The following is a 15,753-nucleotide window of genomic DNA, read 5'->3' on the forward strand; positions in this document are numbered from 1 at the left end:
AAACAGCCCAGAAATACACCATCCACACCGAAGTGATCCCCGACGGATGGACCCCTTGACAGCAACGCCATCCTCCAAAAGCAATGGTGTTGCACTACGAGGGACGCGACCCGCGTCGCCCGATGTCGTGCATACCCTCGGGCTTTCCCTGGACTTCGGCACGCGCGCTCAGGCTGTCTGAGGTGGTGCCCTCTCCCGAGGCTTCCTTCTCCTTCTTCGTAGGCGTCTTGCGGGGCTCGTCGGGCTCTGGGACGTATTTGTCGGGGCGAAATGAGCGGTGAGGGCTGGGGCTCGACTGCTGTGACTCGTCGTTCACGGACGGGCCCCAGCGCAGCTAACGCTCTCCATCGGATTTACGCGGCCCTGATCCGGGCTGCTTCGCTGTCTTTGCCATGGCGCGACCTCTCACAGGCTGCGCAAATGGCTCTCCTCGCGCTGCCGACGGAGTGCCGCATCGCGGAAACCACAACGTTCCAAGTATCCCGTCACTTGTACACAAAACATGAGATAGCGGTCTCGACGATTTCGGTGCTATGGGGGTCTATGGCAAGGGGGTGCCCTGCCGGAGTGGTCCAGCTCTCGACGAAAGTCGGAACGGGGGTCATCGAGTTGGATTCCGTGCGCCTGCGACGTCGGTCCGCTGAAATTACATCTGCCGCCGACATCACGGCCATCGACACAGGTCATCGTTGGCCTGTTCTTCGCCACCTGGACCTTCGCGCTCGCCGTCTGGAAGTTCGGGCGCATCGAGGAGAAGTGGTCGGCTGAGCTGCATGCGGCCAACCAGCACGCCGACTGAACGGTCCCCGGCTACGTGAGCGGATGGCCCGCTTCACTGTTTCAGTTTCCGCTGAAACGCCGCACCAAGCTGCTGGCCCGACATCGTGCCTGGGATCGCTTCACCACGCTGATCCAGTTGCGCCCAGGGGCTCCTACCAGTTCGGCGTTGGCCGGTGGTCGGTCGCCGCCCTATTGGACGCGGTGCACTTTGTGGTGCGCGCCCCGTAGACGTACCTCGGTAGGCCCGGGAGGGGAGCCGGTGGAGCGACTTGCGGTGCGCAGCGGGCCGGCGTACAGGGCTTCGAGAACGGCGCCGGGTTCCCCCTGCGGGGTGAGACCAATCGTGACACGGGTGCGTGGGTGGGCAGGCGCGCCAGTGATGCGGACGACGGCCTCCTCAACCCCGGTCAGGACGCCTGCATCGGCGCCGATCGCGGCGCTCAGTGCCTGGTCGCGCAGTTCGACGCCTTCCTGTGGTGGTGTGCCGCCGACGGGCAGCGCCCCTGGGTGATGTCGGCGCAGTTGGGCGAGCAGCCACCACAGGGCAAGCAGGGCGACGAGGGCAAGGAGGGCGATGACCGCGGGCCACCACCACCATCCCTGGCTGCTCCAGCGGGCCCGGTCGGCGGAGCCGAGAAGGACGTCGTGCGGGGTGGTCAGGGGCCAGCTTGTGGGTGGAGCGAGATCGTGTCGCCGGTAGACGTCGAGCCCGGCGAAGAGGATCAGCAGACCGCCGCCGAGCAGTACCAGTCCGGCAAGGGCCAGCAGACTGCGGTTGAGTACGGGGCGCGGCGTCATGGTGGGCTCCGGTCCTGGGGTGCTGGGGTTGTCTGTCAGTCGGTGCTTCGCCGCACTCGTACGACGATGCGGGGAGGGCGGGCGAGGGCGAGCCTGTCGCGCTCCTCGCCGAGGACGGCGACGAGATCGTCCTTGACGTTCCGTGAGTCTCGGAAGCGGACGTCCGCGCGGGCTTTGACACGATGGCGCCGCACCCGGATACGGGCCTTGGCCACTCCGGGTACCCGCATGGCGGCGTCGCGCAGGAGGGCGGCGGCGCCGTCGCGGTCCAGAGATGCCCGCAGTTCGGGCGCGGGCGAGCGCATGGGCAGCCAGTGACGCAGGCCGGGAGTGAGGGCCAGGACGATCAGCCAGACACCGATGGCGGCCGCCGCGGCGGCTCCCGTGAGCATCCACACATCGTCCACGGGGCGGGTGGCCAGTTCATCGGCCAGGTGATGTCGCCAGGCTGCCGCAGGACGTCCCGCCCGGACGGCGACGACATCGACCAGCGCCGCACCCGCCGCTATGAGTACGACCGAGGCGACCAGCACGGCCGGGATACGGCGTGCGGACCATGGACGATGTGCCCGGTGCCCGCCCCTCTCCTTACCGGTCGTCGGATCCGGTGGAGGCGCGTCGTGTTCGGGCACGTCGCGTTCCTGGGGTTCCTTCGTCAGCGGTACGGCGGCGCGGCGCGCGGAGTTGTGGGCGGGAGGGCTCGGGTCGGGTGTCATTCCGGCCTCCTTCGTGCGTGGCGTGCCCGGCAGCCCTGCCGCGAAGCGACTACCGGACCCGTCCCCGGTTGTCTCCTGCAGTGGTCACCAGCCGCCGGACGGTGAGGATGATCTCTCCCACCTCCAGGCCGGTGAGTCGCATGACCCGTTCGGCGACGTCGCGTTGGATCCGCTGGCAGACGTGGGGGATGTCGGTGGGGTAGGGCAGGTCCATGGCCAGGTGCAGGCGCACCGATCCGGTACGAACGGCGGCGTCGGCGCTGGGCGCCGCCGCCGTTCGGCTCCGGTCGGGCGGTAGGGCGGCGCGCCGGGACTGGGCCGTGCGTGCGGCCTGGGCGGCGATGCGGGCGACGACCTTGTCCGGGATGATGGTGGCTCCCCGCTCTGCCGGGGGCGGCAGGCCGGCGGAGCGTGGGAGTGGGCCAGGCGTGTGGCCGCGGGATTGGGCGCTCACCGCTGCCGCCGTGTGCGCAGGTCGAGGTCGCCCTGCACTGCGAGGCCGCCGATCAGTCCTGCCGCGCCCAGCACCAGAACCAGCAGGAATGCCCAGAAGCCTCCGAAGTAGCCGGCGAAGCCGAGGGCCATGCCTGCCACGAGGCCTGTCGTTGCTGCGTTCATCGTGCACTCACCCGTCTCGCAAGCGTGATCGTCCGTAGGGTCACCCACCCATGCGGGGCATGGCCATGGGTCACTGTTGGTCGGTCACCTCACGCGGCCCTCGTCGGAGTCGGCCTCGTCGTCCTCGTCGTCGGGGAGGTGAACGTCGTCGACGACGATGTTCACCTCGACGACCTCCAGTCCCGTCATCCGTTCCACGGCGCTGATCACGTTGGTGCGTACCTCGCCGGCGACGTCGACGATGGAGACGTCGTACTCGACGACGACGTCCAGATCGACAGCAGTCTGGCGCTCACCGACCTCGACCTTCACCCCGCGCGTGGCTGCGCCTGCGCCTCCTCCGCCGGGGACGCGATCCCGCACGGCACCGAAGGCGCGGGCCATCCCCGCTCCCAGGCTGTGGATGCCCGGTACCTCGCGCGCGGCCATGCCCGCGATCTTGGCGACCACACCGTCCGCGATGGTGGTCTTCCCTCGTGTCTCGGCCGGAGCACCGGCCCCGGTACGGCCCTTGAGCGGGCTGACGCTCGTGTCGGGTCGGTTGTCTCCGCCGACGCTGGTGATGTTGTCTGCCATGGTGGTCGCCTCGATCAGTGTGGGACGCCTGTGCGGTGCCCGTCGAAGGGTGAAATCTGGGCAGGGCTCGCACCTGGGGGCACGAAGATGTCCCTATCGCCGCACTTCGGAAGTCGTGTACAAACGCAGTCGCGGCCGCCCTGTTGCCGGGCTTTCCACGCCGGCGCGCTCATGCTCGTGGGGGTGCGTCATCGCGTCGTCTTCGGAGTTGCCGGAGCGGGCAGGGTTGGCGTGGGGACTTTCGTGGCTGCCGCGGGCTATGCCGGATGCAGTGGTGTTGTCGTAGCCGGGCTGCGGGGCGTTGACGTCGGGAGTCTCTTGGCCGCCGCGGGCGATGCCCGATGCTGTGGTGTTGTCGTAGGGCAGCGAGGCGCCGTCGCCGGTATCGGCGACGGTCCGTGAACGACGGTGGGACTGTCCAACCCGCTCCGGCCGGTCGACGACCTGCTGCCAGCCCGGGTCTTCGTCCCACGCGATGTCGTAGTGCTCGTAAAGCCGGTGCTCCTCGTCCACCGTGAGGAAGCCCCCGGCATCGACGTCGACATGAGGGGCATCCTTGACAGTGCTCTTGGAGTAGGGAACCTCGAGATGGTCCTCCACCAGCGTGGCCTCGCGCAGGGGCACGAAGGACTCACCGGTGCCGAAGAGCCCGGTCCTGACGCTCACCCACTCGGGCTCGCCGGTGGCATCGTCGAGGAAGAGATGTCTGGTGTCGCCGATCTTGCTTCCGTCGACGTCGTACACCGGGTGGTCCAGCACGTTGGCAATCTGCGCTTGGGTAATCATCCTGTCCTCCTGCCCCCATGACCTTCTTCCGCGTAACCCACCAGGCGACATGAAAACGTCTCGATATGGAATAAATAGCTCTTATTGGCTATACGGACGAGTGCCGCCGGCTACGCGGTACGACATCTGGGAAGTCGCGGTCATCTTCCGGTGGGACGGCATTCAAATAGCCCCACCCGGCCGACACGGCTACCGAAACCATGGGCCACCCTGAAGCAAGCTTCACGCGCTGTCGGCAGGCAGGCTGCTGCGGACCGGTGACCTGTCAGTGCGGCGGAGCTCCAGCCGACGTTCGGGCCCCTATCGTGACCGATCATGACTCCCCGCCTGCCAGGGCCCTGAAGACTCTGCCCCTCTCGGGCCGGGCAGCCTCCCCAGGCGAGCCAGCGATCAGCCCCCCTCACATCCCTGGACCGGGACAGGATCAAGCACAGAATCACGTTCCTGAGCCCAGCGGCCCCTCGCCTCTTCGAGAACCTCCAGCGGCTCGATGGTGCCGATGAGCACGAGCCACAGTGCCGACAGCGCCACCTGCCAGACGAGGGTCTCGGCCACTGCGGCAGGTCGTCCCACCCTGATGCCAGGGTCACGGCGCCGTCGGCCAGAAGGGATCTCGTTGTCGCACGCAAGGTGACCTCCGCGTGGTCGTGGTTCGCGTATTCCCCTTCGTCGTGACGCGAGCCCGGCGATCCAGTGCCCTGCGGGACGGCGGGAATGCACCGCGCCGGACGGACGCGGGACAGTCCGGCGATCACCTGCATCATCACGAACGAGGGGGGTACTTGCGCGTCGCACCACACCCGCGCGAGGAAACGAGGACGTCGTGAGCGAGCCCCGCCCGCAAGGCCCCGGGACCGGTGAGGGGCCGATGCCGAAGCCCATACCGAGGGACCTGCCCGATCAGCAGGCAGCCCCCGACGAGAACCCTTTGGACGCCGTCGGCGTACCCGGGAAGTCGACCGAGAGCCGCCGGACCGGGGCAGAGCGCGACGGCACGGAAGGAGAAGCCGAGGACGTGGAGAAGCCCAACACAGAGGTCCCCGACACGGACAGGGCGGGCACCGGCCCCAGGGGCGCCCCGCACTCCGGCAGCCCCCGCCCTGAGCAGCCGGTGCCAGACGAGCCGACGGACTGACACCCTCGCACTCCGCGAGCGCGTGGGCGGGTGACGGGGTTCGAAGCCAGTTTGATGGTGTTGGCGGCCCGGAACGCCCCTCCGATGCACCCCAGGCCTCACTCCTCCCCTGCCCGGACCGGGCTGTCTGCCGCGCGGGTGGCGTCCGAAGAACGTCTCGCGCGCCCCGCCGCCGACCGGCTGCGCTCGTCTCGGGCGTGACCGGCAGGTCAAGGCCTACCGCTCCCGACGCCACGCTCGCGGAGTTCACGGAGTGGTCGGTCAGCCGGATCACGGTACGGCGGGTCGGGAGAGGTTGCGGGAGGGCGCGTCGAGCGTTTCATGGGTGTTTTGCAACGTCGATAGCGGGTTACTCGTGCCTCGCTGTCGGAGCAGGGGTGGCAGCGGATCGGCCGTGTGGTCCCGAGCGGCAGCCCGCGGCGGTGATGTCCCGAGCTGTGAGCCACGAGGTCGGCGGCCCAGACCACAGTTCCGTACCCGCACGCACCATCGAAGGGATTCGAGAATGACCGACACCGCACCCCGGCCCACCACCACCGATGCCGGAATTCCGGTAGAGAGCGACGAGCATTCGCTGACTGTCGGCCCAGGCGGGCCCATTCTGCTGCAGGATGCATACCTCATCGAACAGATGGCCCAGTTCAATCGGGAGCGTATCCCCGAGCGTCAGCCGCACGCGAAGGGCAGCGGCGCGTTCGGTCATTTCGAGGTCACCGCGGATGTCAGTGCCTACACCAAGGCTGCGGTCTTCCAGCCCGGTACCACTACCGAGCTGGTCACTCGGTTCTCCACCGTCGCCGGTGAGCGGGGAAGCCCGGACACCTGGCGCGACCCGCGCGGCTTCGCTGTGAAGTTCTACACCAGTGAAGGCAACTACGACATGGTGGGCAACAACACCCCCGTGTTCTTCGTGAAGGACCCGCTGAAGTTCCAGCACTTCATCCGGTCCCAGAAGCGCCGCGCGGACAACAACCTGCGTGACCACGACATGCAGTGGGACTTCTGGACCCTCTCCCCCGAATCCGCCCACCAGGTCACCTGGCTCATGGGCGACCGAGGCATCCCGCGTACTTGGCGGCACATGAACGGCTACACCTCACATACCTACATGTGGATCAACGCGAGCGGTGAGCGGTTCTGGGTGAAGTATCACTTCAAGACCGACCAAGGCATCGAGTTCTTCACCCAGCACGAGGCCGATCAGATGGCCGCGGTCGACACGGACTATCACACGCGGGACCTCTTCGAGCACATTCGCGACGGTGAGTATCCGAGCTGGACACTGTACGTGCAGGTCATGCCGTATGAGGAGGCGGTCGACTACCGCTTTAACCCCTTCGATCTGACCAAGGTGTGGCCGCACGGCGACTACCCTCTGATCGAGGTCGGGCGGATGACCCTGAACCGCAACCCCACGGACAACCACGCGGAGATCGAGCAGGCCGCCTTCCAGCCGAACAACCTGGTCCCAGGCATCGGTCCCAGTCCCGACCGCATGCTGCTGGCGCGGCTGTTCTCCTACGCGGACGCGCACCGCTACCGTATCGGACCCAACTACCAGCAGTTGCCGGTCAACGCTCCTGTCAGTCCGGTCCACACGTACTCCAAGGACGGGGCGATGGCTTACCGCAAGGCCAGCGACCCCGTCTACGCACCGAACTCGAAGGGCGGCCCTGCGGCGGACACAGTCCGGTTCGGCAGTCCCCCGAGCTGGCACGCCGACGGTGAGATCACCCGCGCCGCCTACGTCTCTCATCGTGAGGACGACGACTGGGGCCAGGCCGGCGCCATGGTGCGTGAGGTCCTGGACGACGCGGCGAGGGACCGGCTCGTGGACAATGTCGTCGGCCATCTACTCAACGGTGTCACCGAGACCGTGCTGCAGCGAGCGTTTGAGTACTGGTCGAACATCGACAAGTCGATCGGTGAACGCATCGAGCAGGGGGCGCGCGCCAAGGCCGACGAGACGGACCCCAAGGCCTCGGAGCAGGGCAACCCGGCACGCCGGAGCATGCAGACCAAGGCCTGATACGAGCAGGGGTCCGGTCTCTGCGCGGGCGCGCGGTCGCCGGCGTTCCCATCCCTTCGTCGTTGTCCCGCGGGGGCGGCATCCAAGGGTTCGTTCCGCCGCCGGACGGGGACCGCGCCTCCGCAGTTCGCTCACTGCGCCAGATTGGTATGCCCTGCGTGCGAGAGACGGAACGTTTGAGTAGCGGCAGATAGCGGTAGTTCGTTAAATCCGGTGGTGGTGTGGGTTGATGGCAGGTCGGGTTGGTCGTAGGCCGGTGGTAGGAGCCAACTGGCCTGCTGGGGGCTGAAGATGACTGCTCGCCGTCCGTGTCCGCCTGCGCCGGGACCGTTGGAGGACTACGCGGTCCGGTTCGATGACCTGTTCTTCAGCCTGGCCCAGCGGCGGGGGTTTTGTGAGTACCTGACCGGGCTTCTGGCGCCGCGGGAGCGGAACAAGACGATCACCTGCCTGGCAGGCGCGGAGCCGGTGGCAGATGCGGGGATGCCGGGGGTACAGCAGCTGCAGTTCTTCCTGTCCGAGTCGCCCCGAGAGGTGGAACAGGTCAACGACCGGCGGCTTCAACTCCTGCACGAGGAAACCGCGACGGCTCCGCACGACGGGCGGGGTCATCGTGATCGACGATTCCGGGGACCGCAAGGACGGCACGGCGACCGCGCATGTGGGCCGGCAGTGGCTGGGCCGGTTGGGCAAGACGGACAATGGCATCGTCACGGTGACCACGGTGTGGACCGACGGCCGCGTGTACTACCCGCTGCACGCAACTCCCTACACCCCCGCCCACCACTTCGCCCGCGGCCGGTCCGATCCGGCCTTCCGTACGAAACCGCAGCTGGCCGCTGCCCTCGCGGCCCGGAGCAAGGAGGCGGGCTTCGACTGCCGGGCGGTGGTCGCCGACTGCGCCTACCTTCTTGCACGGCTCGACGGCGACAGCCGCGCCCGGATCCTGAGTACCGAGTGCTTCACCCACCTCTACGTCGCACCACAAACGCACAGTGTGCAGAACCTGTCGCCCTGACCGTACTTCGCGCCGGTGCATCAGCACGCTGGCTTCGTTCACTTCCAGCAGCATTGTCTGTGAGTTCGGGAGACATCCGGCGTGTGGACGCGTCTGAAATATTCACGTGAATTGACGTCGCTGCAGGGGCGGGCCTTCGATGCGCTCCCGGCCGAGGACACCGATCGGTGTGAGCATGCTGCGTCTACTACAGTGCAGCGTGGGCCGTGACTGGCGCTGAGGTGGAGCACCACCGGGGAGCGGTCTGACGAGATGTCGTTGCCGTGCGCCTGGGCGAGTGGTCAGCAACGCCTGGAGGGCAACGATGTCCGCGACTCAGACAGCCCAGCTCATGGATGGCACCAGCCTCGCCAAACGCATCGTCGAAGAGGCTGCTGCCAAGGCAGCGGAGATCTCACGACACACCGGGACCAGTCCCTGCCTGGCGACGGTGCTGGTGGGAGAGGATCCCGCGTCGGCCACGTACGTCCGTATGAAACGAGCGCGGTGCGCGAAGGCAGGCATCAAGTCCCGGCATATCGGTCTGCCCGCCGCCACCACGACTGCCGAACTGATCGACACCCTCGCGGACCTGTCCAGCGATCCGGAAGTGCACGGGATCCTGCTCCAGCATCCCTGCGGCCCGCACATCGACGAGCGCGCGGCGTTCGAGGCCATCGCTCCGGAGAAGGACGTCGACGGGGTCACGATGCATTCCTTCGGCGCGATGAGCTTCGCGCTGCCGGGCTTCGTGTCCTGCACTCCGGGCGGGATCATGCGGTTGCTGGAAGCGTACGACGTCGAACTCGCCGGCAAGCACGCCGTCGTGGTGGGTCGCAGCGCGATTCTCGGCAAACCGGCCGGGATGCTCCTGCTCGCCAAGGACGCGACGGTGACGTACTGCCACTCCCGCACGACTGACCTGTCGGCGATCGTCCGGGAAGCGGACGTCGTGGTGGCAGCCGTGGGACGGCCTCGGCTGATCCGCGGTGAGGACATCAAGCCTGGCGCAGTCGTGATCGACGCCGGCTACAACCCTGGCAACGTCGGCGATGTGGACTACGACACCGCCCTCACCCGAGCTCGTCTGATCACTCCGGTTCCCGGTGGAGTTGGGCCGATGACCATTGCTGTCCTGCTCGCGCAGACCGTGGAAGCCGCCGCGAACCAGCTCGGCATGCAGCATCACTGACGCCTCGCCAGCCCGTTGATGCAGTGTCAGCAAGGTTGTCACTCAGAGCGAGAGCCCGCGTGTCGGCCTGGCGGACGGTTCTGCTGGTGGCGGCTCGCCGCCCGTGAAGGCGGTGAGCCGTCGAGGAGGCGTGGTCTGCGGAGGTGTCAGCCAGCCTTGGCGGGTTCTGCGGCCCTGGCTCGGGTGGTGGCGAGGCGGTAGGAGTCGGTTCCGGTCTCGATGATGGTGCCGTTGAAAGTGAGCCGGTCGACGATGGCCGCGCAGAGACGCGGGTCGGTGAACGTCTTCGTCCAGCCGCCGAACGACTCGTTGGAGGCGATGGCCACGCTGTTCTTTTCCTCTCGCTCGGTCAGGACCTGGAAGAGAAGTTCGGCGCCGTGCCGGTCGAGTTCCCACCTCGCCGCCATCCTCATCTGGGCAAGGCGATAGCCCGCTCAGCGATCGACCACCCAGCGCGCGTCCGTCGGCCAGGATCCCGTGCCCACGATGTGCCTCACGAGCCTGAACGCCTCACCGATGGGGACGGTGTCTTCATCCGGGTACTCGTCGTCCTGCCCGTCGGAGAGGACGAACCCGTCGCTCACCCCCTGAGCCCCGGGGTCTACGGCATGCTCGCCGGGATCGCTCTCTTCTTCGAGCAGCATCACCATCACGCGCTCGGTGTTCGTCACGAAGGCCAGAGATCGTCCGGACGAACTCGTCAGCCATGTCTCAAACTGCCCGCTGTCGATCCTCAGCCGAAGAGCCTCCAGCACCACCTCGGACGACACAGGGACAGGGCTGTCGTCATTGATCACCCAGGACTCGATCACGAGCACGACGATCTCACGGACGGTTCAAGGAGACAGTCCCTGACGGAAGAGGAACGGGTCCGGCGTGAGCGGGTCCGGTTGACGGCCGCTGATCTGATCGAGGCCGGGGCGAGCGACCGGAAGGTGGCCCGGCGGTTCAGAGTGACGCGGATGTCGGCGAACCGCTGGCGTCGGGCGTTGGCTTCGAGCGGTCGGCAGGCCCTGGTCTCCAAGGGGCCCGGTGGCGCCCGCTGCAAGCTCGATGCGAGTCAACTGCGTTTACTGGAGCCGGTGTTGGATTCCGGGCCGGCGGCTGCCGACTGGTCTGACCAGTGCTGGACTCTGGCGAGGATCGCCGAGGTCGTGCGCCGCCGGTTCGGCGTGGAGTACACCCTGGCCGGGATGGACCTGCTGCTGCACCGGATCGGCTGGAGCGTGCAGGTCCATCCCGCAAGGCCGGCGAGCGCGACGAGGAGAAGATCGCCGTCTGGAAGGACGAGCAGTGGCCCGTCATAAAAAAGACGGCGGCGGACCTGGGCGCCTGGCTCTGCTTCGAGGACGAAGCCGGCCAGGGGCTGAGGCCGCCCAAAGGACGAACCTGGGGCCGCCGAGGCCACACCCCTGTTGTGCGGGTCACCGCCGCGAGCGCCAAAGGCGTCTCCATGGCGGCGCCGATCTGCACCAGGCCCGGCCACCGGTCCCGGCTGATCTGCCGCATCCGCCTCGACCGCGGCTCCGCCAAAGGCCGGCGCAAGGGCTTCACCGAGACCGACCACGCCCGCCTGCTCGATGCCGCACACCAGCAACTCGGCGGCCCGATCGTCCTGGTCTGGGACAATCCGAGCACGCACGTCAGCCGTACCATGCGGGAGCTGGCCGACGCCCGATTATGGCTGACCGTCTACCAACTTCCGCTCTACGCTCCCGAGTTCAATCCGGTCGAGGGCGTCTGATCGCATTTGAAACGGTCCCTGGCCAACCTCACCAAACACAGCCTCGACCAGCTCACCGCACTGGTGAAGACCCGGCTCAAACGGATGCAGTACCGGCCCAGCCTCATCGCCAAGACCGGCCTCGACTTCAAACCGCCGTAACCTCAGCCATTGAAAATCTCTAACTGAAATCAGATGAAGACCCACAGAACACCCATTCGGGCAGGGTGAGGGGAAAGGCTCACCGGGGCGTTGCCTTCCGTTTTCTGGGCGGGGGTGCGAGTGAAGCCAGCACGGTGGGCTGCACCGCGCCGGCGGCGGCCGAGCCGAGCAGAAGTTCGGTCAGGTCATGGGGCTGCGCCTGAGCATCAGTTGGGGCTGCTGCTGTGATTCGGTCCAGCCGGAAGCCTCGGCCGGCCTGTCGCGTGTGGCACCAGGCGATGAGGTACCACCGGCCGTCGGCGGTGAGCAGTCCGGCCGGTTCCACTACACGGTCGCTTTCGCGCCCTGTCGCGTCGATGTAGGACAGCCGCAAGACCATGTTTGTGGTGAGGGCCTGCTCCACTGCGGCGCGGACCGTGGAGTCGCTCGGCGAGGGTAGCGTAACGATCCGTGCGGCGAGTTCCTGTGCCGCCACCGCGGCGGAACCGGTTATCGAAGCCGCTATCTTCTGGGCTGCCGTGCGGGCCGCACCGGCATAGGGGACGGAAGCACCAGCCGCGGCGAGCGCGACGACCAGCGCCGAGGCTTCATCGGCGGTGAACCGAATCGGGGGCAGGGTCATCTCCGGGTCGATCGACCAACCCCCGCCTCGCCCGACTGTGGTGCGCACCGGCACACCGGCCTCCAACAGCGCCTGGAGGTCACGCTGCACCGTGCGGGTATTCACCTCGAATCGCGCGGCGAGCACCGCGACCGTCAGCGGTCGCGGCGCCGCCGCACGCAACTCTTCCACCAGCGCATAGAGCCGAGCAGTGCGATTCACGCTGCCGACGCTACCTTCCTGCGGTAGTCAGGAAGTCCCGCGCGCGCCGCAGTTCCCGTTCGGTGATGGTCAGCGGGAACAGGGTAAAACCGTGCATCGCGCCGGCGACGACGCCAAGTTGCACAGGCGCACCTGCGGCCTGCCACCGCTGGGCCAGGAACAGCGAGTCGTCCAGCAGCGGGTCCTCGGTGCCGACGACGATCCGGGCGGGCGGCAGGCCGGCCAGGTCGGCGTACAGCGGTGAGACCTCGGCATCGCGGCGCCGTTCCGCCCCCATCGCCGGCGTGAACAGCTCATAGGTCCGCCGAAGCGTATCGGTATTGCTCAGCAGCCGCTTTGATCCAAACGATCGCTGGCTCGGTGTCATCGACAGATCGTAGGGGCCAAAAAGCAGATGGGCTGCTCGGAACGCGCCGGTGATGCCGTGCCGGTCGCGAAGGCGCAGCAGGGTCACGACACTCAGGTGGGCACCGGCCGACTCACCACCGATCAGCAGCCGCTCGGTGCCGAACTCTGCTGCGGCCTGGTCCACCAGCCACCGGGCGGCCGCTTCACAGTCGTCAGGCCCGGCGGGGAACGGGTGTTCCGGCGCGAGGCGGTACTCCACGCTGACCACAGCCAGCCGCGCCTGCTCAGCGAGCCACCACAGCCTCTCATCCTGCCCGTCCGCGGAGCCGAACGCCCAGCCGCCTCCGTGTATGTGCAGGTACACACCGTCGACGTGGTCGGGCACAAACGCGCGGACTTTCACCCCGCCCGCAATGACACGGTCTTGGCCCTGCGGCAGTCTCACTGGCGGCATGTCGCCACCGAGCCGGTTACGCCGCAGGGTGGCCAGCAGGGTTGCATCCGGCATCCCTTCGCGAGCCGGGCGGCTCGCAGCAGCGGCGGCAAAACGCTCGTTGAACTTCAGGGTCTCGGCGAGGCAGTCCTCGTCTGTGCTCGTCATGCTGTCGACAGTCGCAGCCGTCCACGACAACGTCCTGTCACCTTTTCCTGGTGATCTGCATCACAGACCTATCGCACCACTTAGCCCCCTGACTGCACGAGCACACATCACACCCGGCCAACCGCGGCATCAGGCGACCACAGAACGGAAATCAAACCTCATAACGCCCTCTTGCAGCCCCGTCACCAGGACGAACTGCACGGTCGCCTTCGGGTCGTCTGTCAGAGCGCGATCTTTCGCGACTACTGGGACGCGACACGCCACCATCGCGCGAGCCTCGAAGCGGCATCGCAGGAGGCACGGGTGGGTCGAATGGTGGACACGATCATCCATGACCTGGACGAATCAGACATGGAAGACTGGTGGGTCGTCGGGGAGTCCCCCCGGAGCCGGACTGATTCCCGAGGACCGAACAAAGTCCGCAACCGCACTCCGGCGACGACGGTGCACCCTTGCTCGGCGAGCAGCGGTCGCAACTCGCCGATGACCCGGGTAACGGTGGAGCGATCCACGCCGAACCAGCAGGCCGGCACATCGTGCGTGGTCTTGCGGCGGAGGTGCACGGGCGCGGCCAGGAGCCGGTCGACGAAGACTAGCTGGTGCTTGACACCGGCGCCCACGGCCCGTTTCCGCAGCCTGGATGCAAGCCTGCCTGATGCCGCGCACGCAACAACAGCCCTACCTCAGCAACGAGTTCGGCGATCACATCGGTCGACAGGCCCGTGATCTCCGGTCGCCGATGATCGCTGCCCGAGACGCGTTCCCCACCACGATCAACGATCGAGAGCTCGACGTCTCACCGCCAACCGTGCACGAGCTCGGAAGACTTGTCCCGCAAACTGCTCACTCAGGACCGATGACATGATCGAAGCATGATCAGCAAATCTGACCAGTCCGGTGCGATGAGGTATGTCCTGTTCGACGTTGATGGCACATTGATCGACGCCGTGGACAATCAGCGCCTGGTTTGGGGAACGTGGGCAGAGCGATACGGACTGGACCCCGATGAGGTCTACCGAGTGGCACTGCGGACGAGGCCGATGGAGACCTTCGCGCAGGTTGCTCCGGACCAGGACCCCGAGGAGTGTCTTGCCGCACTGCACGCGCTGGAGGACGAGGACGTCCGTTCCGGTGCCTACACGGCCTTCGATGGCGCCGCGGAGCTGCTGAGTGCTCTGCGGCCCGGGTCCTGGGCGTTGGTGACTTCGAACTATGAGCACCGGGTGCGTGGACGTTTCGCACGGACGGGCTTGCCACTTCCGAAGGTTCTCGTGGATGCGGCCGCCGTGGCGGAAGGCAAGCCGTCACCTGTGCCGTATCTGCAGGCAGCCGCGCGACTTGGTGCCGAACCGGAGGACTGTCTGGTCATCGAGGACGCTCCTTCCGGGGTGGAGTCCGGGCTGCGTGCCGGGATGACGGTGTGGGGTGTCAACGCCCCTGCGGCGGTGGACGGCGTGCATCGTCACTTCGGCAGCCTGCGCGAAGCGGTTTGCGACATCCTTGCCCTCGTGTCCGGACCCCGCCCTCACCGGCCGGAGGGACCAGCCGCGATGGAATGATCCTGACATGGATGGTGTGATCACGGCGTCGGAGCCGTCTTGGACAGTCCCGTTCTCCGGGCCGAGCCCGCGCCAGTTCATGAAACCGGTGACAGCGCCGCGCCGGGAGGGGATCGACGCCACCCACCGGGACAGACCGTGGATCCTGCCGCTGGCAGACAGAACGCTATTGGTCACGGCGTACTGGCGCACACACTTGACGATGCGCCGGCTCGCCCCACTGTTCGACATCTCCAAGCCCGCGGCCGACCGCGTCATCGACCACCTCGATCCGCCACTGCCACTACGAAAACGCAGTTCAGGACACGAACCACTGCCGAAGTATCAGGAACCCTCACTGCCGCCCCCACCTGCTGGACGAAGCTCGCTCAAATCATTATTCGGGACACGGTCCTGTTGACTCATCTCGGTGACGAGGGTGGAGGAGATGTGGGCCAGGGCGGGGTCTGCAGCGATGAAGAACGTTTCGACTCCGGCCAGTTCGTGATTCATGCGGGCCATCGGCATTTCGTAGTCCAGGTCGGAAACGCCGCGGACTCCGCGGATGACGACGTCGATTCCGGCTCGGCGGCAGTAGTCGACCAGCAGGCCGCCGGTGTGGGAGTCGACCGTGACGTTGCTCAAGTCGGTTGCTGCCGCGCGGAGCCGGTTCAGCCGTTCCTCGATGGGGAAGCGGCCGGTCTTGTTCGCGTTGAACATCACGCACACGACGACCTCGTCGAACAGGAGGGCAGCGCGCCGGAGTATGTCCTGGTGCCCTTGAGTGACCGGGTCGAAGGATCCTGGGAAGAGGGCTCGCATGATCGGCAAGAGTAACAAGCGACCGCCCCCGGTAGTGAAGTGCCAGGGCAGCCAAACCTCCAAGATCAAGTGCGGCAGGGAGAACGTCTCTACCTTGCTTTCGGGTAAG

At 67.0% G+C, this 15,753-nt stretch carries 18 protein-coding genes, 5 pseudogenes and 1 riboswitch; of the genes and pseudogenes, 11 read left to right on the forward strand and 12 right to left on the reverse strand.

Annotated elements, in window-relative coordinates; all coding sequences use genetic code 11:
- Positions 1-682: 682 nt before the first annotated feature.
- Positions 683-799 (forward strand): annotated as a pseudogene (locus tag ACH4S8_RS40990) (HoxN/HupN/NixA family nickel/cobalt transporter); the annotation flags it as partial.
- Between the two features lie 170 nt (positions 800-969).
- On the opposite strand, the gene ACH4S8_RS40995 reads toward ACH4S8_RS40990, so the two are convergent.
- The 6 genes from ACH4S8_RS40995 to ACH4S8_RS41020 all read right to left on the reverse strand — a co-directional run bounded on the left by ACH4S8_RS40995 (position 970) and on the right by ACH4S8_RS41020 (position 4,274).
- The gene (locus ACH4S8_RS40995) at positions 970-1,578 is read right to left on the reverse strand and encodes an alkaline shock response membrane anchor protein AmaP (protein ID WP_398403696.1); all 609 of its coding nucleotides are present in this window, start codon (positions 1,576-1,578) and stop codon (positions 970-972) included.
- 35 nt (positions 1,579-1,613) lie between these two features.
- A complete protein-coding gene (locus tag ACH4S8_RS41000) occupies positions 1,614-2,294 on the reverse strand; it encodes a DUF6286 domain-containing protein (protein WP_398403698.1) in 681 nt (226 codons plus the stop codon).
- 49 nt (positions 2,295-2,343) lie between these two features.
- Positions 2,344-2,748: an Asp23/Gls24 family envelope stress response protein gene (locus tag ACH4S8_RS41005; RefSeq protein WP_398403700.1), complete on the reverse strand. Its 405-nt coding sequence runs from the start codon at positions 2,746-2,748 to the stop codon at positions 2,344-2,346.
- On the reverse strand, positions 2,745-2,912 hold the full coding sequence (locus ACH4S8_RS41010; protein ID WP_398403702.1) for a hypothetical protein: 168 nt from the start codon (positions 2,910-2,912) through the stop codon (positions 2,745-2,747). The genes ACH4S8_RS41005 and ACH4S8_RS41010 overlap by 4 nt, the downstream gene beginning before the upstream one ends.
- A gap of 84 nt (positions 2,913-2,996) precedes the next feature.
- Complete coding sequence (locus tag ACH4S8_RS41015) at positions 2,997-3,488, reverse strand: Asp23/Gls24 family envelope stress response protein (protein ID WP_398403704.1); 492 nt, start codon at positions 3,486-3,488, stop codon at positions 2,997-2,999.
- Positions 3,489-3,581: 93 nt separating this feature from the next.
- The gene (locus ACH4S8_RS41020) at positions 3,582-4,274 is read right to left on the reverse strand and encodes a PRC-barrel domain-containing protein (RefSeq protein WP_398403706.1); all 693 of its coding nucleotides are present in this window, start codon (positions 4,272-4,274) and stop codon (positions 3,582-3,584) included.
- An 868-nt stretch (positions 4,275-5,142) separates the two neighbouring features.
- Here ACH4S8_RS41020 and ACH4S8_RS41025 point away from each other — a divergent pair.
- The 4 genes from ACH4S8_RS41025 (at position 5,143) to ACH4S8_RS41040 (ending at position 9,627) form a co-directional block, all read left to right on the forward strand.
- Positions 5,143-5,409, forward strand: a complete 267-nt coding sequence (locus ACH4S8_RS41025) for a hypothetical protein (RefSeq protein WP_398403708.1) — start codon at positions 5,143-5,145, stop codon at positions 5,407-5,409.
- A gap of 505 nt (positions 5,410-5,914) precedes the next feature.
- Entirely contained in the window at positions 5,915-7,438 is a 1,524-nt protein-coding gene (locus tag ACH4S8_RS41030; protein ID WP_398403710.1) for a catalase, read from the forward strand.
- A gap of 613 nt (positions 7,439-8,051) precedes the next feature.
- Complete coding sequence (locus tag ACH4S8_RS41035; RefSeq protein WP_398403712.1) at positions 8,052-8,456, forward strand: transposase; 405 nt, start codon at positions 8,052-8,054, stop codon at positions 8,454-8,456.
- 196 nt (positions 8,457-8,652) lie between these two features.
- A riboswitch (ZMP/ZTP riboswitch) is annotated at positions 8,653-8,738 on the forward strand.
- 22 nt (positions 8,739-8,760) lie between these two features.
- Positions 8,761-9,627: a bifunctional 5,10-methylenetetrahydrofolate dehydrogenase/5,10-methenyltetrahydrofolate cyclohydrolase gene (locus ACH4S8_RS41040; protein ID WP_398403819.1), complete on the forward strand. Its 867-nt coding sequence runs from the start codon at positions 8,761-8,763 to the stop codon at positions 9,625-9,627.
- Between the two features lie 146 nt (positions 9,628-9,773).
- On the opposite strand, the pseudogene ACH4S8_RS41045 reads toward ACH4S8_RS41040, so the two are convergent.
- Positions 9,774-10,019, reverse strand: a pseudogene (locus tag ACH4S8_RS41045) (ATP-binding protein); the annotation flags it as partial.
- A gap of 42 nt (positions 10,020-10,061) precedes the next feature.
- Complete coding sequence (locus tag ACH4S8_RS41050; protein ID WP_398403714.1) at positions 10,062-10,439, reverse strand: hypothetical protein; 378 nt, start codon at positions 10,437-10,439, stop codon at positions 10,062-10,064.
- 39 nt (positions 10,440-10,478) lie between these two features.
- Here ACH4S8_RS41050 and ACH4S8_RS41055 point away from each other — a divergent pair, with 39 nt between their 5' ends.
- From ACH4S8_RS41055 to ACH4S8_RS41065, 3 genes are read left to right on the forward strand one after another with little or no spacing between them, the layout of a single operon-like run.
- On the forward strand, positions 10,479-10,934 hold the full coding sequence (locus ACH4S8_RS41055) for a winged helix-turn-helix domain-containing protein (RefSeq protein ID WP_398403821.1): 456 nt from the start codon (positions 10,479-10,481) through the stop codon (positions 10,932-10,934).
- Positions 10,935-10,993: 59 nt separating this feature from the next.
- Positions 10,994-11,371, forward strand: a complete 378-nt coding sequence (locus ACH4S8_RS41060; RefSeq protein ID WP_398403823.1) for a transposase — start codon at positions 10,994-10,996, stop codon at positions 11,369-11,371.
- Positions 11,372-11,377: 6 nt separating this feature from the next.
- Positions 11,378-11,512 carry a hypothetical protein gene (locus tag ACH4S8_RS41065; RefSeq protein WP_398403716.1) on the forward strand — a complete coding sequence of 45 codons (135 nt, stop codon included), beginning with the start codon at positions 11,378-11,380 and terminating at the stop codon, positions 11,510-11,512.
- A 79-nt stretch (positions 11,513-11,591) separates the two neighbouring features.
- Here ACH4S8_RS41065 and ACH4S8_RS41070 read toward each other — a convergent pair whose 3' ends face one another.
- Together ACH4S8_RS41070 and ACH4S8_RS41075 are read right to left on the reverse strand one after the other, a co-directional pair.
- Positions 11,592-12,335: a helix-turn-helix transcriptional regulator gene (locus ACH4S8_RS41070; RefSeq protein WP_398403718.1), complete on the reverse strand. Its 744-nt coding sequence runs from the start codon at positions 12,333-12,335 to the stop codon at positions 11,592-11,594.
- Between the two features lie 10 nt (positions 12,336-12,345).
- Complete coding sequence (locus tag ACH4S8_RS41075; protein WP_398403720.1) at positions 12,346-13,284, reverse strand: alpha/beta hydrolase; 939 nt, start codon at positions 13,282-13,284, stop codon at positions 12,346-12,348.
- 171 nt (positions 13,285-13,455) lie between these two features.
- On the opposite strand from ACH4S8_RS41075, the pseudogene ACH4S8_RS41080 reads away from it, so the two are divergent.
- A pseudogene (locus ACH4S8_RS41080) lies at positions 13,456-13,620 on the forward strand (DUF6082 family protein); the annotation flags it as partial.
- A gap of 170 nt (positions 13,621-13,790) precedes the next feature.
- On the opposite strand, the pseudogene ACH4S8_RS41085 reads toward ACH4S8_RS41080, so the two are convergent.
- A pseudogene (locus ACH4S8_RS41085) lies at positions 13,791-13,904 on the reverse strand (transposase); the annotation flags it as partial.
- A gap of 252 nt (positions 13,905-14,156) precedes the next feature.
- Here ACH4S8_RS41085 and ACH4S8_RS41090 point away from each other — a divergent pair.
- Positions 14,157-14,843 carry an HAD family hydrolase gene (locus ACH4S8_RS41090; protein ID WP_398403723.1) on the forward strand — a complete coding sequence of 229 codons (687 nt, stop codon included), beginning with the start codon at positions 14,157-14,159 and terminating at the stop codon, positions 14,841-14,843.
- Positions 14,844-14,850: 7 nt separating this feature from the next.
- A pseudogene (locus ACH4S8_RS41095) lies at positions 14,851-15,138 on the forward strand (transposase family protein); the annotation flags it as partial.
- Between the two features lie 29 nt (positions 15,139-15,167).
- Here ACH4S8_RS41095 and coaD read toward each other — a convergent pair.
- A complete protein-coding gene (gene coaD / locus ACH4S8_RS41100) occupies positions 15,168-15,644 on the reverse strand; it encodes a pantetheine-phosphate adenylyltransferase (protein WP_398403725.1) in 477 nt (158 codons plus the stop codon).
- Positions 15,645-15,753: the final 109 nt, after the last annotated feature.

It is taken from the genome of Streptomyces sp. NPDC021080, assembly GCF_044333225.1.
Taxonomy (GTDB): Bacteria; Actinomycetota; Actinomycetes; order Streptomycetales; family Streptomycetaceae; genus Streptomyces.